Here is a 21,202-nt window from a genome sequence, read left to right as displayed (position 1 = left end):
CCTCCTATATTATTTATCTTCTACAGCTGCAATACCAGGTAATTCTTTACCTTCTAATAATTCTAATGAAGCACCACCACCTGTTGAAACATGTGTTATATCATCTTTATAACCAGCTTTTTCAACAGCTAATGCTGAGTCACCACCACCAACGATTGTAGTTGCATCTGATTCTTTTAATGCCTTAGCAATAGCATTTGTTCCCTTAGCAAATTCTGGGAATTCAAATACACCCATTGGTCCATTCCATACTACTGTCTTAGCATCTTTAATTTTTGATACAAATAGGTCAATTGTTTTTGGTCCAATATCTAATGATTCTTGGTCTGCAGGTATTTCTTCTACTACAGTACCCTTAGCATTTTCACCAAAATCAGGACTTACTACAAAGTCAATTGGTAATAATAATTCAACATTGTTTTCTTCTGCTTTTTTAACTAAATCTAAAGCTAAGTCCATCTTATCTTCTTCTAATAATGACTTACCTATTTCATGGCCTTGTGCTTTCAAGAAAGTATAAGCCATACCACCACCAATTAGAATTCTATCAACTTTTTCAATCAAGTTTTCAATAACTCCAATTTTGTCTGATACCTTTGCACCACCTAAGATAGCAACAAATGGTCTTTCTGGATTTTCTAATGCTCCACCCATGATTTCTACTTCTTTTTGAACTAAGAAACCTAAAGCTGAAGGTAAGATTGCTGAAACACCAACGTTTGAAGCGTGAGCTCTGTGTGATGTACCAAAGGCATCATTTACATATAGGTCAGCAAGTGATGCTAATTCTTTAGCAAATTCTTCACCATTCTTTGTTTCTTCTTTTCTATATCTAGTATTTTGTAATAAAGCTACTTGACCTTCTTCTAATTTAGCAACTTCTTCTTTAACATGGTCATCAACAACTACATCAGAGTCTAAGAATTTAACTTCTACTCCATTTAATAGTTCAGCTAGTCTTTCAGCTACTGGTTCTAAAGAAAAATCAGGATTTGCTTCACCCTTTGGTCTACCTAAGTGACTCATTAAAATAACTTTAGCATTATTTTCAACTAAGTATTTGATAGTTGGTAAAGCTGCAACTATTCTTGAATCATCTGTAATTTCTTTTTTATTTTCTTTTGAGAAAGGTACGTTAAAATCAACTCTAACTAAAACTTTTTTACCTTCTACATTTAAGTCTTTTAATGTTTTTTTCATTATTCCTCCTATGAAAAACTATTTTGATGCAACATATTCTGCTAAATCAGCAACTCTTGATGAATAACCCCATTCGTTATCATACCAAGATATAACCTTTACTAGGTCACCTATAGCATAAGTTAAGTAAGGATCAAAAATAGAAGATCTATTATCACCTTGATAGTCTATTGAAACTAATTCATCTTCTGCATAACCTAAGATTCCTTTTAAGTCTCCTTCAGCATGCTTCTTGAAAGCAGCATTAATTTCTTCAACTGATGCTTCTTTTGATAATTGAACAGTCAAATCAACTAAAGAAACTGTTGGAGTAGGAACACGAACTGCAAGACCTGTAAGTTTACCCTTTACTTCTGGTATTACTTCTGATACAGCCTTTGCTGCTCCTGTTGTTGTTGGAATTTGTGATAAAGCTGCAGCCCTAGCTCTTCTAGGATCTTTATGCTTGTTATCATGAATGTTTTGGTCACCTGTATAGGCATGAATTGTTGTCATTAACCCTTTTTCTAGACCAAATTCTTCCAGTAAAACTTTAACTAATGGAGCTAAAGCATTTGTTGTACAAGACGCATTAGAAATAACATTATGCTTTTCTGCATCATATTCATCTTGGTTTACTCCCATTACAATAGTCTTGTCTACTCCACTTGCTGGAGCTGTAAAGATAACTTTTTTAGCACCTGCTTTTAAGTGTTTTTCACCACCCTCTTGAGAGTTGAATGCACCTGTTGAATCGATAACTAAATCAACTCCAAGTTCCTTCCATGGAAGTTCTTCAGGGTTTCTATTTGAAACAAAAACTACTTCTTTGTCACCAAATTTCACACCTTTATCAGTTAGTTCTATAGATTTTGAAAATTTACCGTATAATGAATCATATTTGAACAATCTAGCAGATGTTTCTTTAACACCTGTATCATTGATAGCTACAAGGTCAACATTATCTCTACCTTCTTCTAATATAATTCTAGCAACGTCTCTTCCTATTCTACCGAAACCACTTATTGCTACTTTCATTTTCCCTCCTAATTTTTTCGTGACTAGGCAAATATTGTGATTCTAATCACTTATACACTATAAGTATACATCAGTCATTTTTTTTCATCAATAGATTAACATTTATTTAACATAATATAAGTTTTTCATGTTAAGAAATCGTAAGTCATATTTATTAATTGTTAACTATTTTTAATATAATAATATTAAGACAAGCTTTGAATATATTTATCTGCTGCTAGTGCTGCTACGGCACCATCTGCGGTTGCCGTTACCACTTGTCTCACTGTCTTAGTTCTTACGTCCCCAGCTGCAAAGATTCCTGGAACATTGGTCTTAGTATCTTCACCAGCTTTTATATATGAATGTTCTAAGTCTAGTAAACCATCTACCAATTGAGTATTTGGTATATAACCAGCAAAAATGAATAAACCTATATCTGGATCTCCCTCTTCTGCTGTATATATTTTTTCTTCACCAGTCTTATTATTTACAACTCTTAATTTTGTTGCAAACATTTCACCCATTACTTCTTTAACTTCTTCATTGTATCTTACTTCAATATTTGGAATAGTTTTAGCCTTATCTTGGATGGATTGGGCAGCTTTTAACTTTTCTCCCCTGTATAGGATAATTACTCTTTTACCAAACTTAGATAAAAATATTGATTCTTCAACAGCGGCATCTCCACCACCTACAACATAAATATCAGATCCTTGGTAAAAAGCACCATCACAGGTTGCACAATATCCTACACCCTTACCTGTGTATTCTGCTTCACCAGGAATTTGAAGTTTTCTAGGATTAGCTCCTGTTGCATAAATAAGAGCCTTTGTCTTGTAGGTTTCCTTAGATGATTTCAATATTTTTGTATCTCCATCTAATTCTATAGATACAATCTCATCGACAAGTCTTTTTACTCCGAAACTTTGAGCTTGTTCTAGCATTACTTCAGACATATCTGGACCTTGAGCATCAAGTATACCAGGATAATTGTCTACAGCTAGGGTTGTAGATATTTGTCCACCTACTTGCCCTTTTTCAATTATAAGTGTATCCAAGCCTGCCCTAGCAGCATACAAGGCTGCTGTTAAGCCTGCTGGACCAGCTCCTAAAATAATTACATCGTGCATATTTTACCTCATTCCCTTAAAGTTCAATTGTCTCATAGCTTCATATAAAACTATATTTACAGAATTAGCAAGATTTAAGGACCTATCAGAATCTTCTCTAATAGGAATTTTTATAGCATGGTTATCTAATCTTTCATGAATGTAGTCATAAACACCTTTAGACTCACTGCCAAATAAAATATAGTCGCCATCCTTATATTCTACATCTGTATAAAACTTATTAGTATGGGTTGTAGACAAGAAGACATTCGCTCCTTCCTCTACACTTTCCATAAAATCTTCAAAAGAATCATGGATTACAATATTGGTACCTTCCCAATAGTCTAAACCACCTCTTCCCATGTGTTTTTCATCAAAAATAAAGCCAAATGGTCTTATCAAATGTAGATTACTCTTAGTTAGGTTGCATGACCTAACTATATTTGCAGTATTTCCTGCTATTTCCGGTTCAAATAAAACTATATTAATCATATACCCTCTTTTATGAAAAAAAATTATTTACTTAGTCTTTTAATAATTTTTTCTATTTCATCTATTTTCTTATCAACTTCTTCTTTATTATTAGAAGTCAAGGAATCAGCAACACAAGACTTCAAATGTGCTGATAATATTTCCTGGTTAACAGAATTTATCGCTGACGATACAGCAAGCAACTGAGCAGAAATATCTAGACAATATTTATCCTCATCAACCATCTTGTTTATACCATCAATTTGTCCTCTTATCCTATTTAGCCTATTTTTAATTTTTTTATTATCTGCTTTCATCTTCTACACTCAATACTTTATATCCAGCATCTTCTATAGCCTTCACTATTTTTTCTTGGTCAAAGTCTTTTGTCTTTTTCAATCTAGCACTCTTGTCTTCCAAGGAAATTTCTGCATTGTCGTCATACTTAAACAAAATATTTTCTACTGTCTTTTTACAATGTAGGCATGACATACCATCTATTTTTATCAATACATTATTCATATTATTACCTTCCTCTTCTTTAGTCTTTATATTATTTAATTTATCAATATTTATTTTTTCAATATTAACTTCACTTCTGTCAATATCTTCATCATCTTTTATTTTATTATCTATTTTGAAATTATTCAATCTTAATGAATTACCTACAACAAATAAGGATGACATTGTCATTGCAAAGGCTCCAACCATAGGGTTAAGTTTTACTCCAAAACTTGGATAAAAGATACCCATAGCAAGAGGAATTGAAATTATATTATAAATAAAGGCCCAGAAAAGATTTTCCTTTATATTTCTAATTGTTTTTTTAGATAGTTTTATAGCTGAAACTATGTCCTGTAGGTTTGACTTTATAAGAATTAGGTCTGCTGATTCTATTGCAACATCTGTACCTGCTCCAATAGCTATTCCTACATCAGATCTCATAAGTGATGGAGCATCATTGATTCCATCTCCAACCATGGCAACTAACTTTCCATCTTTTTGCAAGTCTTGTATTATCTGATCCTTGTCTTGTGGCAACAAACCTGCCTTGTATTCATCTATGTTTACTTCTTTGGAGATTGCCTTGGCAGTATCTTCATTGTCACCTGTAAGCATCACTGTCTTTATTCCCATATTTGAAATATCTTTTATGGCATCTTTAGAAGTTGATTTTATTGGATCAAGGATTGTCAAAATTGCCATGGCTTCACTCTCGCTAAATAAGAATACTGTAGTCTTATTTTCTTTAGAATAATCACTAGCTAAATCTAATACCTGCTTTAATTGACCATCATTTAAACCACTATACTCTTTAAGTAGTTTATCATTACCAATAAAATATTCACTTCCTTTTATTTCCCCTTTTACTCCCATACCGGTTATTGAATCAAAGTTTTTGTTTTCTATAGTATCTATTGACCTTTCATTGGCATAATTTAATATTGCTAGGGCTAAAGGATGTTGGGAATTAGCTTCTAAGGACTTTGCTATTTGTAAAGTTTCTTCCAAATCAGAATTATTTAATAAAACTATATCCTTCAAGGCTGGATTTCCTTGAGTTATTGTTCCTGTCTTATCGAAAACAATAGTATCAATCTTATTTAATATCTCTAATGATTCAGAATTTTTTACTAAAATCCCATTCTCAGCAGCCTTACCATTAGCAACCATCATAGCAACAGGTGTAGCAAGTCCCAAGGCGCATGGACATGAAATAACTAAAATACCTATAGCTATTGAAAAAGCAAAGGTAAAACTAGCTCCTACAAGCATCCATACTATAAAGGAAATGATTGATATAGCAATTACTGTAGGCACAAATATATATGATACCTTGTCTGCCATTTGAGAAATAGGTGCCTTGCTAGCAGAGGCTTCTTCCATCAATTCTATTATTTTAGAAACTGTAGTATCATTCCCTACTTTTTTAGCTTCCATTAAAAATGTACCAGTTGTATTTACTGATCCTGCTATTAATTCATCACCTTCATTAACTTCAACAGGCATTGATTCACCAGTTATTGCAGATGTGTCAACTAAAGATGCCCCATTTACTAAAAGACCATCAACAACAATAACTTCTCCAGGAAATATCTTTACAATATCGCCTATTTTTAAGTCTTCTACATCTATAGTTTTTTCAACTCCATCTACAACTACAGTTACTGTATCTTCCTGTATTTCAATAAGTTTATTGATAGCATCACTTGTTTTTGACTTTGACCTAACTTCCAAGTACTTACCAAAACTTATCAAGGTTAAAATCATAGCTCCAGCTTCAAAGTATAAATCATGGACATATTCCATTACTATGTCATTTGATCCTATACCTAAGCCATAGTTGATCATTATAATTGCATATATGCCATAGACATATGCCGCACCAGATCCTATAGCAACAAGGGAATCCATATTTGGATGTTTTTTATATAGAGACTTCAAACCTGTTTGGAAATAGGCCCTATTTACATAAAGGATTGGTAAACTTAAAAGTAATTGAACAAAGGCAAATAACCCAGCTCCTTCATAGCCTTTTAGAACATTTGGTGTAGGAAGATTTACCATATCCCCCATGGCAACATACATGAGTAATACCATAAAAGGTATTGAAACCTTCAATCTCTTTTTCATATCATTTTTTTGTTTATCATAAATTTCTTTAGGACTTTTAACTTTATTTTTCTTGTTTTCTTTATTTTTGGATATGGCCTTATAGCCAGCATCAGAGACCGCCTTAATAATGTCCTCTTCTTTTAAGTCCGATTCAACTTCCATCATATTAGTCAAAAGGGATACATTAACCTCTCCTGCCCCTAATTTCTTCACCGCATTTTCAACTGTCAACTGACAATTAGCACAAGTCATACCTTCTATATCAAATTTTTGTTTCATAATACCTCCTTATCTTAGTATACCCCTATAGGGTATATGGAATCAAATATTTGTAAAAATTTATCAATTATTCTATAATTACTTAGTATAGATTTTGACTTGTCAACAATTAGGAGTTTTTATGGGAAGATTTGAAGAATTTACCTATCTAATAAATGAAATAATTAAATACTGGCAAAAAATAGCTCAAACTGAGCTAAGTCCTTATGGACTTAAGAGTTCTCATCTCTTATATCTAACTAGCCTTTATAAAAATCCTGAGGGTTTAAGTGCTACTGAACTTTCTGATAAGCTAGGAAGAGATAAGGCTGATGTATCACGTATGACTAACGCCCTGGTTGATAAGGGTGTCTTAGTAAAAAAATCTAAAAACAAAAATAAATATGGTGGAATCTTTTATCTAACAGATAAAGGAAAGAAAATAGCTTCAAAGGTAACTTCTCTAAGTGATGAATATGTTGACCTAGCAAGCAAAAATCTTTCAGTAGATATAAGATCTATACTCTACCAAGCTTTAGAATCAATAAATGAAAATTTACAATCCGCATATAAGGATCTTAGGAGGTAAGAATGTCAATAAAACTTATAATTGACTCAACTGCAGATATTAGAGAAACTATCAAAAAGAAAATAGATTATATAGTCCCTTTAACAGTAAATTTTGGAAATGAAGAATTCATAGATGGAGTAAATATAAGCAATTACGATTTTTACAAAAAATTACAAACATCCGATCTTTCTCCTACTACTAGTCAAGCTGGTCCAGATAATTTTATAAAGGTATTTGACCAAATAGACAAAAATGATTCAGCTTTAGTTATTACCTTAGCTGCTAATCTTTCAGGGACCTATCAAAGTGCTATATTAGCAGCCCAAGATTATGATAATATTCATATTGTTAATTCTGAATCCGTAGCACTTGGTTCAGGTATATTAATAGAATATGCGATTGAATTAATCGACCAAGGTCTTGCCTTAGACGAAATCATAGATGAATTAGAAGAAAAGAAAAAGAAAATAAGAATATTAGGTATATTTGATACTCTAGAGTACCTTCAAAGGGGTGGTAGACTATCGAAGGCAGCAGCTTTTGCAGGTGAAATATTGAAAATCAAGCCTCTTATATCTATTGAAGCTGGCGAAATCACTGTACCAGCTAAGGCACGTGGAAATAAAAAAGCTATAAGCATATTTAATAAAGAGTTAAGTGAAAATTCTGAAATAAATTATGATTTACCATTCTTATTTGGTTACACTGGCTTGTCAGATGAAAACTTAGTAAATTACTTTGAATCTTCAAAAGACTTATGGACTGAAAGCTATGACCACATAAGTATCGGAAGTGTTGTTGGTACCCATGCAGGACCTGGAGCTATAGCCATAGCCTATTTCAAAAAATAATATTATATGAAATTATAAGCTCTACCTTAGTTTAGACCATAAACTATTGTAGAGTTTTTTTATATAAAAGACTATTATGTATTATAATATAGATATAAAAGAAAGGAATTACTATGAATAGAAACTTCATAAGATTAGCTGCTGCTAATATTGAAACAAATATTTTAAATATAGATAAAAATTATAAACAAATAAAAAAATGCATAGAATTTTCTAAGGAAAAGAATATTGATCTTTTAGTTTTTCCAGAGCTTACCTTTACCGGTGTATCAGCTGGACAAATGATAGCTTCAAATGAAATTTTATCTACAAGTGATAGATACCTAAAAGATTTATTAAAATTTACTAAAGATATAGATACATTAATAGTTTTAGGCTTATCATATAAACATAGAAATCAGACTTATAATCTAGGACTTGCCATTAAAAACGGATCTATTTTACAGTCTATAAATAAAAATAAAAGCTATAAAACAAATGACCTATTTTTCTCAAAACTTGAAAAAGGTATTTTAGAAAATGTTGACTTCCCTATTTTAGTAGATGGAATCTTATCTGACTCTAAAAATAATGTAAATATACAAATAGTCTTTGAAGAGGACCTACTTTCTAAATATACAAATATTGATTCATCCACAAATATACTTGCAGTTCTAGGATCAAAGGCTACAGACTATAAAAAAATGAGCTCTTTAGAAAATGACTTAACAAATATTTCTAAAATGACCTCAACAACCCTGGTCTATGCTGGACCATCATCAAATGAATCTAGCTCAGACTCAGTATTTACTGGGGAAAAATATATTATAGAAAGTGGAACTTGCATAGAATCAAGTGATTCATTCAATAATGGACTTATCTATAACGATATAAACTTAGATGAAACAAATTCATTTATAGGCAATAAAACAAATAGCCATATTTATATAAGCGATATCGAATTTACACAAAATAATTATCAATTAAAGAGAAAGTTAAGCATTCATCCATATTTAAATGATATAAGAAACAACCAACAAATAATGAAAAATATTTTAGATATCCAAGTCCACGCCTTAGCTAGAAGGTTAAAACAAATACCTGATAATAAAATATTTTTAGGTCTATCAGGTGGACTTGATTCAACTCTTGCTTTTATAGTTGCTTGCAAGGCATTGGATAAGTTAGATATGGATAGAAAAAATATTTATGCAGTAACTATGCCAGGCTTAGGCACCAGTGATAGAACAAAAAATAATGCCCTAGACCTAGCCAAAGAAGCCGGTACAAATATATTAACCATAAATATAAAAAAATCTGTGCTACAACATTTTGAAGATATCAACCATGATCCAAGTGACCTATCAGTGACTTTTGAAAATGCTCAAGCTAGAGAAAGAACACAAATACTAATGGACCTTTCAAATAAAGAGGGCGGAATTGTTTTAGGTACTGGTAATATGTCAGAAATAGCCCTAGGTTGGTCAACCTATAATGCAGACCACATGTCTATGTACAATGTAAACTCAGGCCTACCTAAAACCTTACTTAGAGAAGTTGTTAGATATGTAAAAGATCATTCTGACAACGCTAGGATAAGTGAAGTTTTAACTGATATCATAGACACACCTGTATCACCAGAACTTCTACCAACCAATGAAGATGGAACTATCAAACAAGAAACTGAAAATACAGTTGGCCCATATGAATTACATGACTTTTTCATCTATCACTTAATTAGAAACAATTCTAAGATAGAAGATATTTATCACATGACAATCAATGCTTTTGAAGATAAATACGATAAAGAAACTATATTGAAATGGTTAAAATTCTTTTTAAGAAGATTTACTAGCCAACAATTTAAGAGAAATGTCGCTGTTGACGGTCCACAAATATTAGATTATTCATTAAATCCTAAATTTGGATTTTTAATGCCTTCAGATATTGACATAGATGCTCTTTTAAGTAATTTATAGATACAAAAAGGTATCAAGCCTAATTAGACTTGATACCTTTTTCTTTTGTATTTTTAATCATCTAAACCAAGTATGCTATTAATTTCATTTTTATATATAACAGCCTTGGCTCCATATATAGCTTGTACTCCACCAGGAACATCTAGCACACCAGTTGCTCCTAGATTCATTAAACTTTGCTTGTCTACTTTTGAAGGATCTATTAAGTTTACTCTTAACCTAGTAATACATGCGTCTACATCTTGAATGTTTTGACTACCACCTAAAGCTTTTATTATAGTTTCAGCATCATCATGCAAGGATGATTTTGTTTCAACCTTTACATCTTCAACCTCTTCTTCACCTCTACCTGGCGTTAAAATATTAAATTTAGTAATCAAGAATCTAAATGAGAAGTAGTAGATACATGCCCAGATTAGACCAACTGGAATTTGTAAAATCCAATTTGTTTTTGCGTTTCCTTGAAGAATACCAAATAAGGTAAAGTCTATTACCCCTCCTGAGAAAGTATTACCTATACTAATATTTAATAGGTCAGCAACCAAGAATGATAAACCATCTAAGAATGCGTGGTATACATATAACAATGGTTGAACAAATAAGAACATATATTCAAGAGGTTCTGTAATACCAGTTATAAAAGATGTTAAAGCAACACCTAAGAATAAACCTGCCAATTTCTTTTTATTTTCAGGTTTAGCTGTATGATACATCGCCAAGGCAGCCGCTGGTAAACCAAACATCATTGTAGAGAATCTTCCTGCAAAGAATCTTGTTCCTTCTGTAAATAATCCAACATGGTTTGGATCAGCTAATTGGGCAAAGAATATTTTTTGAGCACCAACAACTTGTGTACCTGCAACCATTTCTACCCCACCTAATTCTGTATACCAAAACATTGGATAGATCATATGATGAAGACCAACAGCTCCTGATAATCTCATCAAGAATCCATAGAAAAATGTACCAATAGGTCCCAATTTAGCTATAGACATACCTGCTTTTATAAGTAATTGTTGGAATGGTGGCCATACTAGATAAAAAAATATACCTACTAAAATTGCAATAAATGAAGTAACAATCGGTACAAATCTTGAACCACCAAAGAAACCTAATACTTGTGGTAATTGTATATTGTAATATTTGTTATGCAAATAAACTGCTATCAAACCAATAACTAAAGCACCAACAACACCAGTATCAATTGCTTGTCCTTCTGGATTGAAAATTGATAATAGGGTACTTATTGTAGCGTTCATTACTAAGAATCCTACTGCACCAGCTAAGGCTGCAACACCCTTTTCTCTATTAGCTAATCCAACCATTATACCTATACATAATAATAGGGCTAGATTTGCAAAAACTACATTTCCTGCACCGGCCATTACCTTAAATATGGCTTGTAGCACATCATTACCTAAAAATGGATATGCTTGGATGGTTGCTTCCGATGAAAAAGCCCCACCAATACCTAATAGCAAACCAGCAGCCGGTAAAAGTGCTATAGGCAGCATAAAAGATTTACCTATTTTTTGTAAATATTTAAACATATTTTCTCCTTTATATTTTATTTATCTAAAACATCAACAAATTTTTTAGTAATTAATTGAGGTCTTGTAATTGCTGAACCTACTACTGCACTAAAAACTCCACACTCATAAACTTTTCTTAAATCTTCAGGTGTATTAATTTTTCCTTCAGCAATTAGTGGTGTTTGTGTAGATTCAAGAATCTTTTCAATAGATTCAAAGTCTGGTCCGTCAAAGTTTCTACTATAGCCTGTATAGCCAAACAAGGTAGTTGAAATGATATCAAAGCCTATTTTTTCAGCTTGTATACATTCTTCAACAGTTGAACAATCAGCCATAGCCAAAACACCATTATCGTGTATTAGCTTTACTAAATCTTCAATTTTTTCGTCATTTGGTCTCTTTCGGTCAGTAGCATCTAAAGCAATGATTTCACACTTGCTGTTTAATAGTTCTTCAACCTCTTTTCTTGTAGGTGTGATGTAGACTTCACTATCTGAATAATTCCTTTTAACAATACCTATAATTGGTAAGTCCACATTCTTTTTAATTTCAACAATATCATCATATGATTGAGCTCTGATAGCTGAAGCTCCACCTTCTTTTGCAGCTAAAGCCATTCTTCCCATAATAAAACTTGAATGAAGCGGCTCATCTTCCAATGCTTGACAAGAAACAATGAGTTTACCTTTTAATTTATCTAAAACCATATTTCCTCCTTCCTATTAATTATATTATATTTTTTCAATCATTGAATATTTTATAATTATAAATTTTAATATAAAAAAAACCAGAATATACTAATTTTCCGATTTTTTTAATCTATGATATTACACTATTTAAATATATTAACTGCAATTTCAACCAAGAGTTCACTTATCTTTTCCATTGATTGGATACTTACATACTCATATTCTCCGTGGAAATTTATCCCGCCAGCACAAATATTTGGAGTTGGAAGTCCCATATATGATAATTGGGCACCATCTGTACCACCTCTTATTGGCGCTATAAGTGGTTCTATGTCTAAGTTTTCCATGGCTTCTTTTGCTTTTTCAATTAAAAACATGTGGTCTTTTATTTTTTCTTTCATATTGAAATATGAATCTTTTAATTCAAGACTTACTGTCCCTTGACCATATTTTTCATTTAATTCTTCTGTTATTTTAGCCATTAGATTTTTCTTTTCAACAAATTTATCCATATCATGGTCTCTTATGATATAGGATAGACTAGCATTTGATACGTCTCCGGATATACCTTGTAGAGAAAAGAATCCTTCATAGCCTTCAGTTTTTTGAGGTACTTGATCTTTTGGTAAAGAATCAGCAAATTCTACCGCTATATCTGCAGCATTTACCATAAGTCCTTTGGCAGAACCTGGGTGGACACTTTTACCCCTTATTTGGATTTTAGCGCTGGCAGCATTGAAGTTTTCGTATTGTAACTCCCCTAGTTCTCCTCCATCAACAGTATAGGCAAAGTCTGCTCCTAATCTTTCTAAGTCTATCCTTGCAACTCCAGCCCCTATTTCTTCATCAGGTGTAAAACAAATAGCAATTGGCCCATGTTCTACTTGAGGATTATTTACAAGGTAAGTTGCCATTGTCATTATTTCAGCTACTCCAGCCTTGTCATCAGCTCCTAGCAAGGTCTTACCATCTGTAGTAATCAAATCTTGCCCTATAAACATATTTAGAGAAGTAAATTCTTTAGGATCTAATTTTAGTCCATTTCCTAAATCTATAACTTGTCCTTGGTAATTTTCAACTATTTGTGGATTTACAATTGTACCAGATGCAGCTGGTGATGTATCCATGTGGGATGCAAATGCTAAAGTATATTTATTTCTTTTATCATTTTCATTAGGAATAGTTGATTCAATCCAGCCATATACGTAGCAATTTTCTTCATCCATCTCAGCTTTTATTCCTAAATCTTTTAATTCTTCCAATAAAAGTCTGGCCAAGTCTTTTTGCTTTTCTGTACTTGGAAATGTTTCAGATGCTTCATCAGATTGGGTATCTACTTTTACATATCTTAAAAATCTATCTGTAACAGATTTAAATTCATTATTCATATTAACTCCTTACTTTATTACTAACAATATATTATGTAACAAATTAAGACATTAATCAAATTTTAATATAGCTACCCCAACAGCTTCAGGTCCTGAATGTACGCCAAGCATAGGTGTAAGTTCACTTTCTAAAACGAACTTAGCCTTATCAAATTCATCCTTTAACTTTTCTCTTATTTCAGACATTTCCTTGTCATTATCGGCTGAAAAGATAGATAACCAGTAGTCTTTACTATCACCAATATAGTCTTTAACTGCTTCTACTAAGGCATTTTGACTCTTCTTTTTACCTCTAGGTCTTGAAACAATACCCACCTCACCATCTATAGGTGTAAGCAGAGGTTGAATATTTAGTAAGTTTCCTAACATACCTTTGTACTTATTAAATCTTCCTCCCCTAGCTACATAGGTTAGGGTTCTAAATAAGGCAAAAATATTAACCTTGTCTAAAATCTTATTTATTCTTTCTAAAATCTCATCCACTTGGTAGCCTTCATCTCTCAATTTGGCTGCATAGATAGTAACCAAGGCAGTACTTGAGGCTATTTGGTCAGTTTCTACTAGGTGTAGGTTAATACCTTCATACATATGTTTTACAGAATTATATACATTGTACATACCTGTTAACTTACTTGAACAAGTTATCATTATAGCATCGGTACACCCCTCTTCTTTTAGTCTATCCAAAACTTCTATGACTTCTTGGAGTCCTGGTGTCCCAGTTTTAAGGTCCTTGTAAGTAGGCATTCCTTCATAAAACTCTCTTGATTGAATTTCTACTTGATCTATATAACTTTTTCCATCTATTTCTAACTTATATGGTATTAATTCAATACCATGTTCTTTAGCTAATTCTATAGTTAAATCTTGGGCTGTATCTCCAAAAATTGCAATTTTACTCATATAAAATACTCCTTAAATTTTTAATACCATTTTGTTTTATAATTATGGTTCCTAGTAGTCTTGCAGCATAGGCAAAGGCTAATACTGATAGCCCTACTTCTTTATAGTTAAACTTTTCTTCTTTTATGGTTAGATTTCCTTCATTATCAAAAGCCTTATTTATATAACTGATAGCATCGGTCAAAACACTAGCAAAGCTATTGTATGATTTTTCAAGAGATTGCTGCTTAAGGCTTAAGTCTGTTCCTTTTTTTATTTCATCTATAGTCAATATTTGCTTATAAATAGATATAACTATTAACCTTGCAATATCATCCCTATAGTACATACGACCAGGTTTTCTATCTATAACTCCCCATTTCCTATAATTTTGAATCATGGTTGCTGTTATTATAGGTCCTTCTATAACTATGGGACTAAGAGCTGATTCAATATACTCAATCACTTGCTTAGATCGAAGCCCCTCATTTGGTAAATCTTCCCATGAGGGACATTTAAAGTCTTTAATATTTTTCAAAATATCCTCACTTTTTTATTATCTGGTTATCATAACAAGATAATATCAAATATGACTTTTACAGTCAATAAAATGCTTTAAAATAAAAAAGATTGCTTACAAAAGTGTAAACAATCTAAAATAATTCTATTCTGATTTACTTCTATTCCTAAATATCAATCCTATTATCAAGCAATTTACTACAGCGTGGACTATCCCTGCTGGTATGTCTAAAACTACATGTTGTTTTACTAAAACTGTAGTTGCTCCAACTAGCATTAGATATAAGATCAATGGGATTACATATTTTCTCTCGATGCCACTCTTATACAAATATATGGATGCTAAAAGCGTATGGCAAACATGTAAGGATGGCGCTCCTGAATAGTTGTTATCTACCATATAGGTAAGCTTCACCAATCTTGAGAAAATATCATCTCCTAGTAGATTAGTGTCATATCTTGGCACCTCAGTTTGAAATAGCATATATACTATATAAGCTGTTATTTGTGATAAAAATAAGGCTGCTACATATTTTCTATAGTTTTCTTTATTGTCATTATAAAGAATAAATCCTGTATAGATAAGTAAAGGCATAAAAGTATGATATACAAGTATTAATTCCTTTATAAATGGAATCTTATCATCAAAATCTATTTTTATATTTGTAACAGTACCGAATGGTTTGTTGAATAATTCAAAAGTTATTGCAGAAAAGGCTGCAAAGATTAAAACATATAATAATTCTTTGTTTTTATTCAGATAAGCAGTCAATTTCTTCATAAGCATTTTTCCTTTTATTACTTGCAAGTACACTTACGCCCGCAAATACAAGCATAACAAAATTAAACATTAAAAACATGATTACTGGTGTGGCTGAACTAGGTATAAGGTTTTGTTCGATTGGTAGTTCAAGCATATATCCATAATTCACATTTGGCCAATACTTTCTCATAGATAAATTAAAGATTATTAGACCTAAATTAAAGAAATTTGTAAAAATCAAAGCTTTTACATTTTCATTTTTACCTGGTATATATTTCTTCCTAAATATTAAATCACTTATTACCCAACCCATCAATATGTGGACAATGAAAAATTGAACATTTGTATAGTGTGGGAATGAAAACTTATATAAATCAGGTAGTAACATTGCTAATAGTGATCCTAGTATGCCCCAATATAAACCAAGCGTCTTAACCACGGGTCTATCAAAATATATGCCGATGATTAAAAACCATACACATATCCTGCAATGGTACAAAGGTAAACTCATAGCCCAATTGAAATATCCAGATCCGATTTGCCAACTATATAGCACGATTTGGTCTATAAATAAAATAGCCAACATTGTATTCATAAATTTCTTATTCTTTTTTTCATCTTTAAGGCCAAAATATCCTTTGTAAATAAAATATATACCTACAAAAAATATTGCTAGCATAAGTAGGTGAACCTTTCCATACTTAGGGAATACAAAAGCATCTTCGCTTCCCCTAAAAAAAGTCTTAAAAAACTCCATTTCAACTCCTCTTGTAATTTTATGTCTTTCATATTTTAACACATATTTATTACAAAATTACTAAAATCTATAATATTATTTAATCTTTCTTTACATAAGCTATAGAGATACCATTTCCTCCAACATGGGTGCCAATAACACCACCTATAGCTACTAGTTTAGTATCTGTTAATCCATATTTTTCCTTAGTTTCTTCCATAAATTCTTTTCCCAATTCTTCATTTGAAGTATAGGCGAAAATAACCGGATATGATGGATCAAAGTCTTTTTCAAAATTCTTCCACAAGGCTTTTTTACCTGATTTTCTACCCCTTGATAATTTTAATGATTGTAAAATCTTATCTTCTAAAATTATACTTGGTTTTATAGATAAGGCATTTCCTAACAATTCAATTGATTTAGGTATCCTACCACCTTTCGCAAGATAAGTAAGCGTATCTAACAAACCAGATACAGACACCTTATGTTTTAAAGTCTCAATTTCATTTACAATCTCTTCTGCACTATGGCCTTGGTCCCTCATCTTAACTGCATGTTCAACCAATAGCCTTTGAGCAGGTATAGCCTGGCAAGAATCAATCACATAAATATCATCATAGTCTATCATATTTTTAGCTAATAATGATGATTCATAAGTCCCACTTAAACCACTTGAAAGAGAAATAACTATTACCTGGTTATTATCCTCTTCAGCCTTTGTATATATATCTAAATATAAAGCTGGGCTTGGACTAGAAGTTTTTGGAAGATCTTTAGATTCTTCTAGCTTTTTAAAAAACTTTTGATAGTCTTCCAATGAATTATTAGGTACTTCACCGTCTGAAAATTCTATCTTCAAAGGTACTACATGAATATTCAATTCTCTAGCTTCATCTTGAGTGATATCTGAGGCAGAATCTGTAACTATTTGTATCATATCTTCTCCTAACTAATCTCTAGATAAAAATAAAACGAAAAACTTTTTCCTCTTATATACGTAACTTTGTTCTATTTTTAATATATTGTGTTTTTTCTTGTCTAAAAAGTCTTTATCAGTAATATATTTCTTATTTAATGCCATATTTACCCTAGATGAATTATAGCAAGCATCAATAAGAGTTTGTGCTATTAAAAGTTCTGAATCAGACATCCTATCTGAAAAATCCTTAATAGTGAATATATAGTCATATAGTTTTACTGCATGGATCATCATATTATATGGTGAATCAAAGGCATCTTTATAAGCCTCTTCTACCCTTTGCTTCCTATATATACTATCCCCATTAGTTTCCTTTGGTAAAGAATAGGCTTCTAAAACTTTTTCAAAAAGCTTACCATCAGTAATTATCATTTCCTTATAATATTCTCTTAATCTTAATAAATCTTGTTCATAATGTTCTTGTAACTTATCATCTAATTCTGGATCTCTTTTTTTAATCATGTTGTAAGCTTTTAATATCAAGGAAGTTGCCATAGCTCCTGCAAAAGCAGATGCAGATCCTCCACCAGCCTTTGCATTACTTTCGCTCAAAAGATCTAGATAATTATTAATTTCCATTAATACCTCTCCTTCATGGTCCTTTCAATGCTTCTCTTCGCATCTTTTTCCTTTAAGTCTTTTCTTTTATCATAAAGCTTCTTACCTTTTCCAAGGCCTATATCAATCTTTATCAAACCATTCTTTTCTTTAATTTCTAAAGGTAAAAGAGCCCATCCTTTTTCTACAGTTTTTGATCCTATCTTTTTAATTTCTTTTTTATTAAGCAATAATTTTCTAGTTCTTATAGGATCAAGGTTTATAAAGTTATTAGCTTGAGTATAAGGTGTGACATGCATACCTATTATGAATGCTTCACCATTTCTAATTTGGCAATAGGCCTCTTTTATAGAAACCTTACCAGCTTTTATGCTTTTAACTTCATTTCCTTCTAAAACTAAGCCCGCTTCAAAATATTCTTCTATAAAATAATCATGCTTGGCCCTTTTGTTTCTTGCTAATATTTTACTCATTTTCACCATCACTTATAATTGAAAAATCTATTTCTCTTAAATTGACATTTACATTATCTACTTTTATTCTTACTTTTTGACCTAAAGTATAGGTTTTTCCTGTATTTTGACCAACAATTACATAGTTTTCTTCATCAAATTCATAATAGTCGTCATTTAGATTTCTAAAATGAACCATACCTTCTATAGTATTTTCTAACTCTATAAAAATACCAAAGCTGGTAACTGATGATATTATACCATCATATTCATTGCCAATTCTTTCATACATGTATTCTGCTTTTTTCAAGTCTTCTACATCTCTTTCAGCCTCTTCAGCCTTTCTTTCTGTCTCAGATACATGTTCGGCAATCTTATCAAGTTTTTTCAAATAATTTCTTTTAGCTTCTTTGTAATTGTTGTGAAGGCTAGCCTTCAAGATCCTATGAACTACAAGATCACTATATCTTCTAATCGGAGCTGTAAAGTGTGAATAATTTTCTGTCGCTAAACCAAAGTGGATATCAGCTTCTCTCCTATATTCAGCCTTGGTCATTGTCCTTAGCATTATATTAGAAATTAAATAGAATAGATTTGAATCTTCTACTTCTTTCAATATATTTTGGAAGTCTTTTGGATAAAGTTCCTGTCCCTTTAATTGAAGTCCAAATTTAGCTATCAGATTTCTAAATTCAGTAACCTTTTCTTCCTTTGGCGCCTCATGGATTCTATATAAGAATGGAACATTTATATTGGCAAAATGACCCCCAACAACTTCATTGGTCACTATCATAAATGACTCAATAATCATGTTAGCAACACGTCTTTCAACTTCTCTTATATCAATTGGACGACCAACTTTATTTAAAACTATCATAGTTTCCTTAAAGTCAAAATCTAGAGCCCCTTTTAATTCACGTTTATCTTGTAAAATTTGGTGAAGGTCTTTCATTAAGTAAAGTTTTTCTACTAATATATCATCATTATAAATGTTATTTTTTCCTTCTAATAAGTCTGACACTTGATCGTATATTAACCTATAGTCACTCTTTATAACAGACTCATAAAAGTCATAGTCTAAAACTTTACCTTTTTTGTCTATCTTCATTTTAACTGTTACAGTTAGCCTATCCACACCAGGATTTAATGAACATAGTCCATTTGATAACTCTTCTGGTAGCATAGGTATAACCCTATCCAATAGATAAACCGAGTTTCCTCTTTCATAGGCATCCTGGTTGATAGCTGAATTTTCCGTTACATAATTGGCTACATCCGCTATATGGACATATAAGTCATAAGCCTCACCATTTTTTTCAATGGAAATAGCATCATCAAAGTCTTTCGCTGTCTCACCATCTATGGTAACTGTAAATAAATCCCTAAAATCAATCCTTTTAGAAATTTCTTTTTTGCTAGGTTTATCTGGTAAAGACTTAGCATAGTTTAAGGTTTCATAAGAAAATTCATCAGGCAAGTCAAACTTTTTAGCAATAGAAAGTATTTCTATACCTGTATCATTTATATTTCCTAATACTTCAACAATTTTTCCTGTAGGATTTTTATCTTTTTTCTTGAAGTCAACTATTTTTACTATAACTTTGTCTCTATTTTTAGCCCCATTTATATTCTCTTGGGGTATAAAAATATCATATCTGGCATTGCTATCATCCAATATAACAAATCCATACTTCTTAACCTTTTGGAATTCACCGATTAATATGTCTTGGTTTCTAGAAATGATTTCTATAATTTTTCCTTCAGGTCTATTTCCATCTCCCGCTTCTTTAGTTATCTTAACCTTAACTCTGTCATTATCTAAAGCTCTATTTAAATCATCTTTAGCAATAAAAATATCTTGTTCATTTTCATCATCTGGTATGACAAAGCCAAAGCCCTTTTTATTTATATCTAATTTTCCTATTAAATCTTTCATATCTTTTCCTTTTTTACTCATAATAAAATTATACCATTATTGGAGGAGAATGGGAAAATTTGTGTGTTTAATTGTTTTTCAATAAAATTATTAAAATAAAAAAGAACTTTTATATTTCATAAAAGTCCTTTTTTAAAATTAACTATTTATTTCTTTTTTTGTAACTAATAAATAATAATACTATTAGTCCAACTAAACCAACACCCGCATATAAAGCGATATTTGTATCATCACCTGTCTTTGGTGTTTTTGGTGGCATTTCTGGTGTTGGTGGAGTTGTTGGTTTATGTGTATTTGTTACCACATAACCGTCAGCTTGGTTACCAGTAATTTCACTTGTGTAGCCTTCTACTTTTTCTTCTCTAATGGTGTAGACAATCTTCTTACCATCCTTGTATTCATCAAGGTTTGCAAATTGTCCTGACCAATTATTTTCTTTGTTCAATACTAATTTTTGATCAGTTTCTTTACTATCTGCTAGAAGTACTATGCTTATACTTGTTGGTCTTAGCTTATCTTGGTTATTTTTATCGTTCCAGTGTTTTACAACATTTATGCTTGTCTTTCCTGGTTTGTAGGTGTTGGTTATATCATAACCATTTACTTGACTTACATAGCCTTCAACCTTTTCTTCTGAAACGGTGTAGAATACTTCTTCACCATTTTCATACTTAGCTAGCTTTTCAAAGCTATATGACCAATCTCCATTTTCATCAGCTTTTACTTCTTTTCTAG

Annotated in this window: 21 protein-coding genes; 3 read left to right on the top strand and 18 right to left on the bottom strand. The window is 31.5% G+C overall.

What is annotated here, in order from left to right:
• Window positions 1-9 precede the first annotated feature (9 nt).
• The 6 genes from C4Q29_RS00105 to C4Q29_RS00080 form a co-directional block, all read right to left on the bottom strand.
• The gene (locus C4Q29_RS00105; protein ID WP_103980812.1) at window positions 10-1,203 is read right to left on the bottom strand and encodes a phosphoglycerate kinase; all 1,194 of its coding nucleotides are present in this window, start codon (window positions 1,201-1,203) and stop codon (window positions 10-12) included.
• Between the two features lie 15 nt (window positions 1,204-1,218).
• Window positions 1,219-2,217 carry a type I glyceraldehyde-3-phosphate dehydrogenase gene (gap, locus tag C4Q29_RS00100; RefSeq protein WP_103980811.1) on the bottom strand — a complete coding sequence of 333 codons (999 nt, stop codon included), beginning with the start codon at window positions 2,215-2,217 and terminating at the stop codon, window positions 1,219-1,221.
• 185 nt (window positions 2,218-2,402) lie between these two features.
• Window positions 2,403-3,329, bottom strand: coding sequence for an NAD(P)/FAD-dependent oxidoreductase (locus C4Q29_RS00095; protein ID WP_103980810.1), 927 nt, complete (start codon window positions 3,327-3,329; stop codon window positions 2,403-2,405).
• 3 nt (window positions 3,330-3,332) lie between these two features.
• Window positions 3,333-3,800, bottom strand: coding sequence for a tRNA (cytidine(34)-2'-O)-methyltransferase (locus C4Q29_RS00090; protein ID WP_103980809.1), 468 nt, complete (start codon window positions 3,798-3,800; stop codon window positions 3,333-3,335).
• 23 nt (window positions 3,801-3,823) lie between these two features.
• Window positions 3,824-4,096: a metal-sensitive transcriptional regulator gene (locus tag C4Q29_RS00085; protein WP_103980808.1), complete on the bottom strand. Its 273-nt coding sequence runs from the start codon at window positions 4,094-4,096 to the stop codon at window positions 3,824-3,826.
• The gene (locus tag C4Q29_RS00080) at window positions 4,083-6,674 is read right to left on the bottom strand and encodes a heavy metal translocating P-type ATPase (RefSeq protein ID WP_103980807.1); all 2,592 of its coding nucleotides are present in this window, start codon (window positions 6,672-6,674) and stop codon (window positions 4,083-4,085) included. Before C4Q29_RS00080 ends, C4Q29_RS00085 begins: the two co-directional genes overlap by 14 nt.
• 121 nt (window positions 6,675-6,795) lie before the next feature.
• Here C4Q29_RS00080 and C4Q29_RS00075 point away from each other — a divergent pair, with 121 nt between their 5' ends.
• The 3 genes from C4Q29_RS00075 (at window position 6,796) to C4Q29_RS00065 (ending at window position 10,033) form a co-directional block, all read left to right on the top strand.
• Window positions 6,796-7,242 (top strand): MarR family winged helix-turn-helix transcriptional regulator, encoded by a 447-nt coding sequence (locus C4Q29_RS00075; RefSeq protein WP_103980806.1) that lies wholly within the window; start codon window positions 6,796-6,798, stop codon window positions 7,240-7,242.
• 2 nt (window positions 7,243-7,244) lie between these two features.
• Complete coding sequence (locus C4Q29_RS00070) at window positions 7,245-8,075, top strand: DegV family protein (RefSeq protein ID WP_103980805.1); 831 nt, start codon at window positions 7,245-7,247, stop codon at window positions 8,073-8,075.
• Between the two features lie 113 nt (window positions 8,076-8,188).
• A complete protein-coding gene (locus C4Q29_RS00065; RefSeq protein ID WP_103980804.1) occupies window positions 8,189-10,033 on the top strand; it encodes an NAD(+) synthase in 1,845 nt (614 codons plus the stop codon).
• Window positions 10,034-10,086: 53 nt separating this feature from the next.
• Here C4Q29_RS00065 and C4Q29_RS00060 read toward each other — a convergent pair whose 3' ends face one another.
• The 12 genes from C4Q29_RS00060 to C4Q29_RS00005 all read right to left on the bottom strand — a co-directional run.
• Complete coding sequence (locus C4Q29_RS00060) at window positions 10,087-11,583, bottom strand: PTS transporter subunit EIIC (protein WP_103980803.1); 1,497 nt, start codon at window positions 11,581-11,583, stop codon at window positions 10,087-10,089.
• A gap of 17 nt (window positions 11,584-11,600) precedes the next feature.
• Window positions 11,601-12,272: an N-acetylmannosamine-6-phosphate 2-epimerase gene (locus tag C4Q29_RS00055; RefSeq protein WP_103980802.1), complete on the bottom strand. Its 672-nt coding sequence runs from the start codon at window positions 12,270-12,272 to the stop codon at window positions 11,601-11,603.
• Window positions 12,273-12,397: 125 nt separating this feature from the next.
• A complete protein-coding gene (gene pepT, locus C4Q29_RS00050) occupies window positions 12,398-13,642 on the bottom strand; it encodes a peptidase T (protein WP_103980801.1) in 1,245 nt (414 codons plus the stop codon).
• Between the two features lie 51 nt (window positions 13,643-13,693).
• Window positions 13,694-14,545, bottom strand: a complete 852-nt coding sequence (locus C4Q29_RS00045; protein ID WP_103980800.1) for a DegV family protein — start codon at window positions 14,543-14,545, stop codon at window positions 13,694-13,696.
• Window positions 14,538-15,062: a DUF1836 domain-containing protein gene (locus tag C4Q29_RS00040; protein WP_159459166.1), complete on the bottom strand. Its 525-nt coding sequence runs from the start codon at window positions 15,060-15,062 to the stop codon at window positions 14,538-14,540. Before C4Q29_RS00040 ends, C4Q29_RS00045 begins: the two co-directional genes overlap by 8 nt.
• Window positions 15,063-15,188: 126 nt before the next feature.
• Complete coding sequence (locus C4Q29_RS00035; protein ID WP_159459165.1) at window positions 15,189-15,824, bottom strand: phosphatase PAP2 family protein; 636 nt, start codon at window positions 15,822-15,824, stop codon at window positions 15,189-15,191.
• Window positions 15,796-16,563 carry a YwaF family protein gene (locus C4Q29_RS00030; protein WP_103980797.1) on the bottom strand — a complete coding sequence of 256 codons (768 nt, stop codon included), beginning with the start codon at window positions 16,561-16,563 and terminating at the stop codon, window positions 15,796-15,798. The genes C4Q29_RS00035 and C4Q29_RS00030 overlap by 29 nt, the downstream gene beginning before the upstream one ends.
• Before the next feature lie 79 nt (window positions 16,564-16,642).
• Complete coding sequence (locus C4Q29_RS00025) at window positions 16,643-17,479, bottom strand: DegV family protein (protein ID WP_200813091.1); 837 nt, start codon at window positions 17,477-17,479, stop codon at window positions 16,643-16,645.
• Window positions 17,480-17,491: 12 nt separating this feature from the next.
• Window positions 17,492-18,100 carry a cyclodeaminase/cyclohydrolase family protein gene (locus C4Q29_RS00020; RefSeq protein WP_103980796.1) on the bottom strand — a complete coding sequence of 203 codons (609 nt, stop codon included), beginning with the start codon at window positions 18,098-18,100 and terminating at the stop codon, window positions 17,492-17,494.
• Window positions 18,100-18,552, bottom strand: a complete 453-nt coding sequence (smpB, locus tag C4Q29_RS00015; protein ID WP_306456997.1) for an SsrA-binding protein SmpB — start codon at window positions 18,550-18,552, stop codon at window positions 18,100-18,102. The genes C4Q29_RS00020 and smpB overlap by 1 nt, the downstream gene beginning before the upstream one ends.
• Window positions 18,545-20,467, bottom strand: coding sequence for a ribonuclease R (gene rnr / locus C4Q29_RS00010; RefSeq protein WP_103980794.1), 1,923 nt, complete (start codon window positions 20,465-20,467; stop codon window positions 18,545-18,547). Before rnr ends, smpB begins: the two co-directional genes overlap by 8 nt.
• Before the next feature lie 142 nt (window positions 20,468-20,609).
• Window positions 20,610-21,202 (bottom strand): Cna B-type domain-containing protein (locus C4Q29_RS00005; RefSeq protein WP_159459164.1); only part of this gene is annotated, 593 nt, incomplete at its 5' end.

The sequence above is a fragment of the Helcococcus massiliensis genome, assembly GCF_900258485.1.
Classification (GTDB): domain Bacteria; phylum Bacillota; class Clostridia; order Tissierellales; family Peptoniphilaceae; genus Helcococcus; species Helcococcus massiliensis.
This window is presented reverse-complemented; position numbering and strand designations above follow the sequence as displayed.

Coding starts and splice junctions, on each gene's coding strand:
- gap (WP_103980811.1), bottom strand. CDS start 2,217: ATGAAAGTAGCAATAAGTGGTTTCGGTAGAATAGGAAGAGACGTTGCT.
- C4Q29_RS00095 (WP_103980810.1), bottom strand. CDS start 3,329: ATGCACGATGTAATTATTTTAGGAGCTGGTCCAGCAGGCTTAACAGCA.
- C4Q29_RS00090 (WP_103980809.1), bottom strand. CDS start 3,800: ATGATTAATATAGTTTTATTTGAACCGGAAATAGCAGGAAATACTGCA.
- C4Q29_RS00085 (WP_103980808.1), bottom strand. CDS start 4,096: ATGAAAGCAGATAATAAAAAAATTAAAAATAGGCTAAATAGGATAAGA.
- C4Q29_RS00080 (WP_103980807.1), bottom strand. CDS start 6,674: ATGAAACAAAAATTTGATATAGAAGGTATGACTTGTGCTAATTGTCAG.
- C4Q29_RS00075 (WP_103980806.1), top strand. CDS start 6,796: ATGGGAAGATTTGAAGAATTTACCTATCTAATAAATGAAATAATTAAA.
- C4Q29_RS00070 (WP_103980805.1), top strand. CDS start 7,245: ATGTCAATAAAACTTATAATTGACTCAACTGCAGATATTAGAGAAACT.
- C4Q29_RS00065 (WP_103980804.1), top strand. CDS start 8,189: ATGAATAGAAACTTCATAAGATTAGCTGCTGCTAATATTGAAACAAAT.
- C4Q29_RS00060 (WP_103980803.1), bottom strand. CDS start 11,583: ATGTTTAAATATTTACAAAAAATAGGTAAATCTTTTATGCTGCCTATA.
- C4Q29_RS00055 (WP_103980802.1), bottom strand. CDS start 12,272: ATGGTTTTAGATAAATTAAAAGGTAAACTCATTGTTTCTTGTCAAGCA.
- pepT (WP_103980801.1), bottom strand. CDS start 13,642: ATGAATAATGAATTTAAATCTGTTACAGATAGATTTTTAAGATATGTA.
- C4Q29_RS00045 (WP_103980800.1), bottom strand. CDS start 14,545: ATGAGTAAAATTGCAATTTTTGGAGATACAGCCCAAGATTTAACTATA.
- C4Q29_RS00035 (WP_159459165.1), bottom strand. CDS start 15,824: ATGAAGAAATTGACTGCTTATCTGAATAAAAACAAAGAATTATTATAT.
- C4Q29_RS00030 (WP_103980797.1), bottom strand. CDS start 16,563: ATGGAGTTTTTTAAGACTTTTTTTAGGGGAAGCGAAGATGCTTTTGTA.
- C4Q29_RS00025 (WP_200813091.1), bottom strand. CDS start 17,479: ATGATACAAATAGTTACAGATTCTGCCTCAGATATCACTCAAGATGAA.
- C4Q29_RS00020 (WP_103980796.1), bottom strand. CDS start 18,100: ATGGAAATTAATAATTATCTAGATCTTTTGAGCGAAAGTAATGCAAAG.
- smpB (WP_306456997.1), bottom strand. CDS start 18,552: ATGAGTAAAATATTAGCAAGAAACAAAAGGGCCAAGCATGATTATTTT.
- rnr (WP_103980794.1), bottom strand. CDS start 20,467: ATGAAAGATTTAATAGGAAAATTAGATATAAATAAAAAGGGCTTTGGC.